This is a genomic window from bacterium, assembly GCA_021372515.1.
Lineage (GTDB): Bacteria > Gemmatimonadota > Glassbacteria > GWA2-58-10 > GWA2-58-10 > JAJFUG01.
The window spans coordinates 1-6,337 of record JAJFUG010000069.1; the positions used below are offsets into that span (position 1 = coordinate 1).

5 protein-coding genes are annotated in these 6,337 nt (G+C 59.5%); 2 read left to right on the plus strand and 3 right to left on the minus strand.

The annotated features are described in order from the left end of the window. Positions 1 to 279: 279 nt before the first annotated feature. Positions 280 to 1,200: a LysR family transcriptional regulator gene (locus LLH00_06955; GenBank protein MCE5271008.1), complete on the minus strand. Its 921-nt coding sequence runs from the start codon at positions 1,198 to 1,200 to the stop codon at positions 280 to 282. A gap of 288 nt (positions 1,201 to 1,488) precedes the next feature. On the opposite strand from LLH00_06955, the gene LLH00_06960 reads away from it, so the two are divergent. Continuing rightward, entirely contained in the window at positions 1,489 to 2,610 is a 1,122-nt protein-coding gene (locus LLH00_06960; GenBank protein MCE5271009.1) for an inositol-3-phosphate synthase, read from the plus strand. A gap of 86 nt (positions 2,611 to 2,696) precedes the next feature. On the opposite strand, the gene LLH00_06965 is transcribed toward LLH00_06960, so the two are convergent. Beyond that, complete coding sequence (locus LLH00_06965; protein ID MCE5271010.1) at positions 2,697 to 3,443, minus strand: hypothetical protein; 747 nt, start codon at positions 3,441 to 3,443, stop codon at positions 2,697 to 2,699. Positions 3,444 to 3,488: 45 nt separating this feature from the next. Then, on the minus strand, positions 3,489 to 4,295 hold the full coding sequence (locus LLH00_06970) for a hypothetical protein (protein MCE5271011.1): 807 nt from the start codon (positions 4,293 to 4,295) through the stop codon (positions 3,489 to 3,491). A 575-nt stretch (positions 4,296 to 4,870) separates the two neighbouring features. On the opposite strand from LLH00_06970, the gene LLH00_06975 reads away from it, so the two are divergent. Next, positions 4,871 to 6,337 (plus strand): phosphoribosylformylglycinamidine synthase (locus tag LLH00_06975; protein MCE5271012.1); only part of this gene is annotated, 1,467 nt, incomplete at its 3' end.

Here is a 6,337-nt window from a genome sequence, read left to right on the forward strand (position 1 = left end):
GCTCAGACAGGTGCGGCCCCCAAAGGCTGAACTGCGGCGGCCTGACAGCCGCAAGCGTGTTTGACTTCCTGGGATGTCAGGGGGTGTCGTAGGGGCGAACCTTGTGTTCGCCCGTAACATTCTATGCAAAAACCTAACCGGACATTACTGCTTGGCCTTGTCAAGGGGGAGGCCAGGCTGACAGCCTTGCGCCAGCCATCAAACGCAGGGGCAGGCCCCTGTGCCTGCCACATTCGTCCGGCAGCCACAGGCGCGGGTCCTGACATTACTCTGCCGTCCTCAGAGCGCCGCCGCCTCCCGGTCGAACCAGCGCGCGGGCTTGAGCGCGGCCCGCACTATCTCCAGGAACGCCGCGGCCGAGGGCGAGAAGAACTGCCCGCGGCGGCAGACCAGCCCGAGCTGGCGCTCGAAACGCACCTCGCCCGTGTCCAGCGTGACCAGGCTGCCCTCCTCCAGCTCACGACGGATCGACATCTCGGGAATGATCGAAACCCCCAGACCCACCTCCACCAGCTTCTTCATCGCTTCCGGGCGGTCGATCTCCATGTCCGGGGCCAGCTCCAGCCCGGCCTCGGCGAACACCTGCTCGATCAGGCTGCGGGTCACAGAGTTGCGCTTGTAGATGATGAGCGTGGTACGGGTGAGTTCCTCCAGGCTGACTCGTGGCTTTTTGGCCAGCGGGTGGTTCGGCGGGGCGATCACCCGCATGATGTCGGTGAACACCGGGAAAAAGACCAGGTTGCGGTTCTCCACCGGCAGGGTGACAAAGCCCAGGTCGAGCACGCCCTCCTGCACCGCATTGCAGATCGTGGCCGAGTTGTCCACAGAGATCGAAATTTCCACCCGCGGGAATCGCTGGTTGAACTCCCGGAAGATACGCGGCAGAACGTAAATGCTCATTACATCCACCGTGCCCAGCTCCAGACGGCCGGCCTCCAGGTTTTTGAGGTCTTCCAGGATCGTGTGCGCCTCGCGCAGTTGCTGGAAAATCTTGCGCGACTGGGCGTACAGCATCTCGCCAGCCCGGCTGAGCTGTACATGCTTACCGCGCCGCTCGAACAGTTTCTGCCCCAGTTCCTCCTCCAGGCGGGCGATCTGGCTGCTCACCGCGGGCTGGGTCAGCAGAAGCTCAGCCGCGGCGCGGGTGAAACTGCCGTTTTCGGCCACGGCGTGAAAGAAACGCAGATGTTCGAGCAGCATGTATCCTCCAACGCGGCGGGTGGATTGTCCCCGGATTAGTGCGCAACGGTAAAGAAATTATTTCGGAAGTCTGTGCGGACCCGTTTGGGGCCTGTTTTGTAACTTCCAAAAAAACATTGGTTTACGGAAGCGCAAGATATTAATATAGATTTTGATTATGTTTAACATAACAATAATAAATTGGACAAATGTTGTAAAGCTGAATAATATCGTGTGTCGAAATATGTTGACCGGACAATCCCCAATGCGGCTGTCAGGAAAAACAAACCATAGCCAGGAGTCTCCCATATGAGCAAAAAAGTCAGAGTGGCAATCGTGGGGGTGGGCAACTGCGCCAGCTCCCTGGTCCAGGGTGTGGAGTTCTACAAGAACGCGGCTGAGGATGAGTTCGTTCCCGGTCTGATGCATGTCAACCTGGGCGGATACCACATCCGCGACATCGAGTTCGTGGCCGCGGTGGATGTCAACCGGACCAAGGTCGGTCACGATCTGGCCGAGGCCGTGTTCGCCGACCCGAACAACACGATCAAGTTCAGCGACGTGCCCACCACGGGGATTACGGTCAAACGCGGCCCGGTGATCGACGGGATCGGCAAGTACCTGTCGCAGGTGATCCAGATCTCGGATGAGCCCGAGGTCGACATGGTCCAGTTGCTCAAGGAGAGCCGGGCCGATGTGATGGTCAGCTACCTGCCCGTGGGCAGCGAGAAAGCCTCGCGTTTCTACGCCGAGCAGGCCCTGGCCGCGGGCGTGGGCTTTGTCAACTGCATCCCGGTGTTCATCGCCAAGGAGTGGGGCGACCGTTTCCGCAAGGCCGGCCTGCCGATCGTGGGCGATGACATCAAGAGCCAGGTCGGGGCGACTATCACCCACCGCGTGCTGGCCAAGCTGTTCGGCGACCGCGGCGTTAAGCTGCTGCGCACCAGCCAGCTCAATGTGGGCGGCAACACCGATTTCATGAACATGCTGGAGCGCGAGCGCCTGGAGAGCAAGAAAATCTCGAAGACCCAGGCCGTGACCAGCCAGCTTGCCACCCCGCTGGAGCCGCGCAATGTCTACATCGGCCCGAGCGACTATGTCTCGTGGCTGGATGACCGCAAGTGGGCGCACATCCGTCTCGAGGGCCAGACGTTCGGCAACGTGCCGCTGAACCTGGAGCTCAAACTCGAGGTCTGGGACAGCCCCAACTCGGCCGGCGTGGTGATCGACGCGATCCGCTGCTGCAAGTTGGCCCTGGACAAGGGGATCAGCGGCCCGCTGTTCGGCCCGGCGGCCTATTTCATGAAGAGTCCTCCGATCCAGTATTCGGATGAGGAGGCCCGTCGCATGGTCGAGGATTTCATCTGCAAGAACGACGGCCGGAAGAAGGGTCAGGGGGACGCCGAGGTCGAGCTGGCCTCGGTGAAATAAGCCTCGCCAGGTGAAATGATGGATAAGAGAAGCCCCGGTGCACGGTAGGTGCGCCGGGGCTTCTTGCTGTCTGTGCCGGAGCGGAATCAAATCCGTCTGTAGCTTATATTTGTGGAGCCTCCGGATATCGTGCCGCCCTCGTAGTAATAGCTGTCGACAGACAATAGTCCAGAACCCTTGAGAAATCTCACGACTCCGTTGTAGCACGGTACCCAACTGCTTGAAAGTATATAGATCAACGTATCACCTCTCACTTCGGCAGAGTTGTATTGGGTCGCATCCGGGGCTATGAACCAACCTGGCAGAAGAAACGGCGCCAGGTCTATCAGTGTACCGCCTTTGTCCGCGGAATAGCTGAGCATGGGATGTCGGGCGTCATAACCCGATTGGGCGGAATCGGCTGGAACATACCAGAGGGAATCGGCGGATAGATACAGGTGGATCGTTTGGGAGAGGCTGTAAGCATTTTTCACAGTTAAGATTCGATCGTTGGGATACGGAGTGTACTGTTTGTCGAGCGAGTCCAGCTCGACTGCGAATGCTATGTCTGCAATCAGTTCTTCAGCCGAGGAGCTGCTCTGGCCATGGATCATTTGAATGCTGCAAACGCCGGACATGATGTGATATTTATATGTTTCATAATTATGCGCTTGATATGAGCTGACCAGGGTGAACTGATATTGCTGCTGTCCGTCTTCTTGAGGCAGGTAATCCTGCAGGATCGCACCTTTGCCCGGGGCCAGGGGGATGTCGTGCCCGCAGTCGGCCAGGGTGAGCAGAGCCGACAAGCAAAGTAACAACAGCCTAAGATTCCTTGCCCCGTTGTGAGGCATAGCTGAGCCCCTAGTAGAAGTTCAATCACGGTCGATTCGGGCGGATCAGATTTTCGTGTACGATACCGTATAATGGCTTGGCGAAAGCGTACCCTCTCCCACAATCTGCTCGTAATGGACCGATTCGAGTCCGGCGCCTTTCAGAAACTTGATCGTACCCCTTTGTATCATGGTGTAGCTGCAATAGATATCTATCGTGAATATCAGGGTGTCCCCTTTGACCAACGCGGTGTTATCATCCCATACCTCCTGACTTTCCCAAGGCGCCAGCGACCAGCCGGGCGGCAGAAAAGGCGCAAGCTCACGCAGAGTGCCGTTGTCGCCGTCGAAGTTCATTACGAGAGTTCTGTTGCCGGAGGTGTCGTTCGGTACATACCACAGGCTATCTGAAGCCAGAATCAGCCTGGCTTGAGAATTGACTGTAAGGTCCTTCTGCTCGTCTCTTTCCTCGCCAAAGTAACCTCGGACAGTGCTGATCAGGGCGGACTTGATTTCAAACACATTGTTCAGGGAGATGTCCATTGCCGCTGAATCCCCCACTGCCGGGCTGAAATTGATTGTCACGCTGCCGCTCAAGGCGTGCGTGAAATAATAATCTTCTGAGTAATGGCTGAAATTGTTGGAGATCGAGAAGCTGTAAGCTTGGTTGCCCCCATCCAGCGGCAGATAGTCCGCCAGAGTCGTTTTGGATACGACAACCTCGGTTGCCGAGGTGTCGTTCTGTTCCGGGACGAGTGGATTGTCGCCCTGCTCCGGCGCGGCTGGGTTGTCGTGCCCGCAGCCGGCCAGGGTGAGCAGCGCCAGCAGAAATGCAGCCAATCGCACCGCACAACGGGCAGCGTTTAGCGACATACCAGACCCTCGGAAAGATGTTTAATCGCGGTATATCAGATTATCCGTTTCTTTGTACATCAAATCGCATGCCGTTTTGTCGCTGATGGTGATTTCGTTGATCGGCAATGTGTTGTGTCGGCGCTGGTTCGGTGAGCACTGCTCCGGGTGCTGCCGGGGGCTTATGTCTGTTGCTGCCGGAGTAACACAATTCCCGGCATTTCTCCCCCTTCGGTCAAGCCAGGAAGGCGTGGGGCTTGATTTTTGACATAGGGGAACGATATGCCGTGCCCTCCTTTCCACCCGCGGTCAAGGTGGACTGCCGACCGGCCTCCCCCTTTGACAAGGGGGATTGAGGGGGATTTAATCTTAGAAATCGAGCACGCTGCAGCGTGCCCCAACAACGACTTCGATCTTGTTCATTATGCTGTATTCGCGTTTCCCCGGCTAACGGCCCTTCCGGGCTCCGGCGCGGTTTTCTCCCCGCTGCCATAACTTTGGCTAATCCGGGCCTTTTTTATTATTTTAGGGTGTGACGGGAAGCCGTTCTCAACCTGAAACGTACGTTTCACTCTACTTAAAGCGATGGGGATCGGATGAGTCATCGGATCGAGGTCGGATTCAAGCCCGCGATGGTGGATGCGCTGGGCCAGTCGGTGGCGCGCTCGGTGCGCGAGGACTTGGGGCTGGCCCCGCGACGGGTGCGCAGCCTGGCGGTCTACACCACCAACGCCTCTTTCAGCCGGGCGGAGCTGGAGCGCCTGGGAGCGGAGCTTTTCGCCGACCCGGTGGCGCAGCTCTACAGCGTGGACACCCCGCTCTACGGCGCGGCCGATTTCAACTGGCTGGTCGAGGTGGGCTACCGCCCCGGGGTGACCGACAACGTGGGCCACAGCGCCGCCGAGGGCGTGCAGGACATGCTGGGCCGTCAGTTCGCCGCGGGTGAGGGCTTTTTCGCCGGCCGTCAGTACCTGTTCGAGGGCGATTTCAGCCGCGCCGATATGGACCGGATCGCCGGGGGCTTGTTGGCCAACGAGCTGATCGAGCGCTGGCAGATATTGAGCCGCGCCGAGTGGGAAAGCGGCGCGCGGGTTTCGCTCTCAGTGCCCGTGGTCGGCCGGAGCGAAACCCCGCCGGTGCGCCGGATCGACCTGGAGGTGGAGGACGCGGCCCTGCTGCGTATCTCGGAGGCGGGCGTGCTCTCGCTCAGCCTTGAGGAGATGAAAGCGATCCAGGCCTGGTACCGCCGCCCGGAGGTTCGCGCGCAGCGACAGGCCCAGGGGCTTCCCGCCGGACCCACCGATGTGGAGCTGGAGTGCCTGGCCCAGACCTGGAGCGAGCACTGCAAGCACAAGATTTTCAACTGCGCGGTCGACTACAGCGCTCCGGACGAGCCGTCGCGCCGGATCGAAAGCCTGTTCAAGACCTATATCCGCGAGACCACGCGCAAGGTGGGCGAGCGTATCGACTGGCTGGTCTCGGTGTTCCACGACAACGCGGGAGTGGTGCGTTTCGACCAGGATTACGACATCTCGCTCAAAGTTGAAACCCACAACAGCCCCTCCGCGCTCGATCCCTACGGCGGCGCGATCACAGGGATCGTGGGTGTGAACCGCGATGTCCTGGGCACCGGGATCGGCTGCCGGATGATATTCAACACGGATGTGTTCTGCTTCGCCCGGCCGGATTGGGACAAGCCCCTGCCGGGGCGGCTCCTGCACCCCAAGCGTGTGTTCAAGGGCGTACATCGCGGGGTGCGCGACGGCGGCAACCAGAGCGGCATCCCCACGGTCAACGGCGCAATCGTGTTCGATGACCGTTTCCGCGGGAAACCTTTAGTATTCTGCGGCACGGGCGGCATTATCCCGCGTGTCGTGAACGGCGAGCCCGGCTGCGACAAGAAAATCCTGCCCGGCGACCACATAGTCATGGTGGGCGGGCGGATCGGCAAGGACGGGATCCACGGGGCCACGTTCTCCAGCGTGGAGCTGGATGAGAAAAGCCCCACCAGCGCCGTGCAGATCGGCGACCCGATCACCCAGAAAAAGATGGCCGACTGCCTG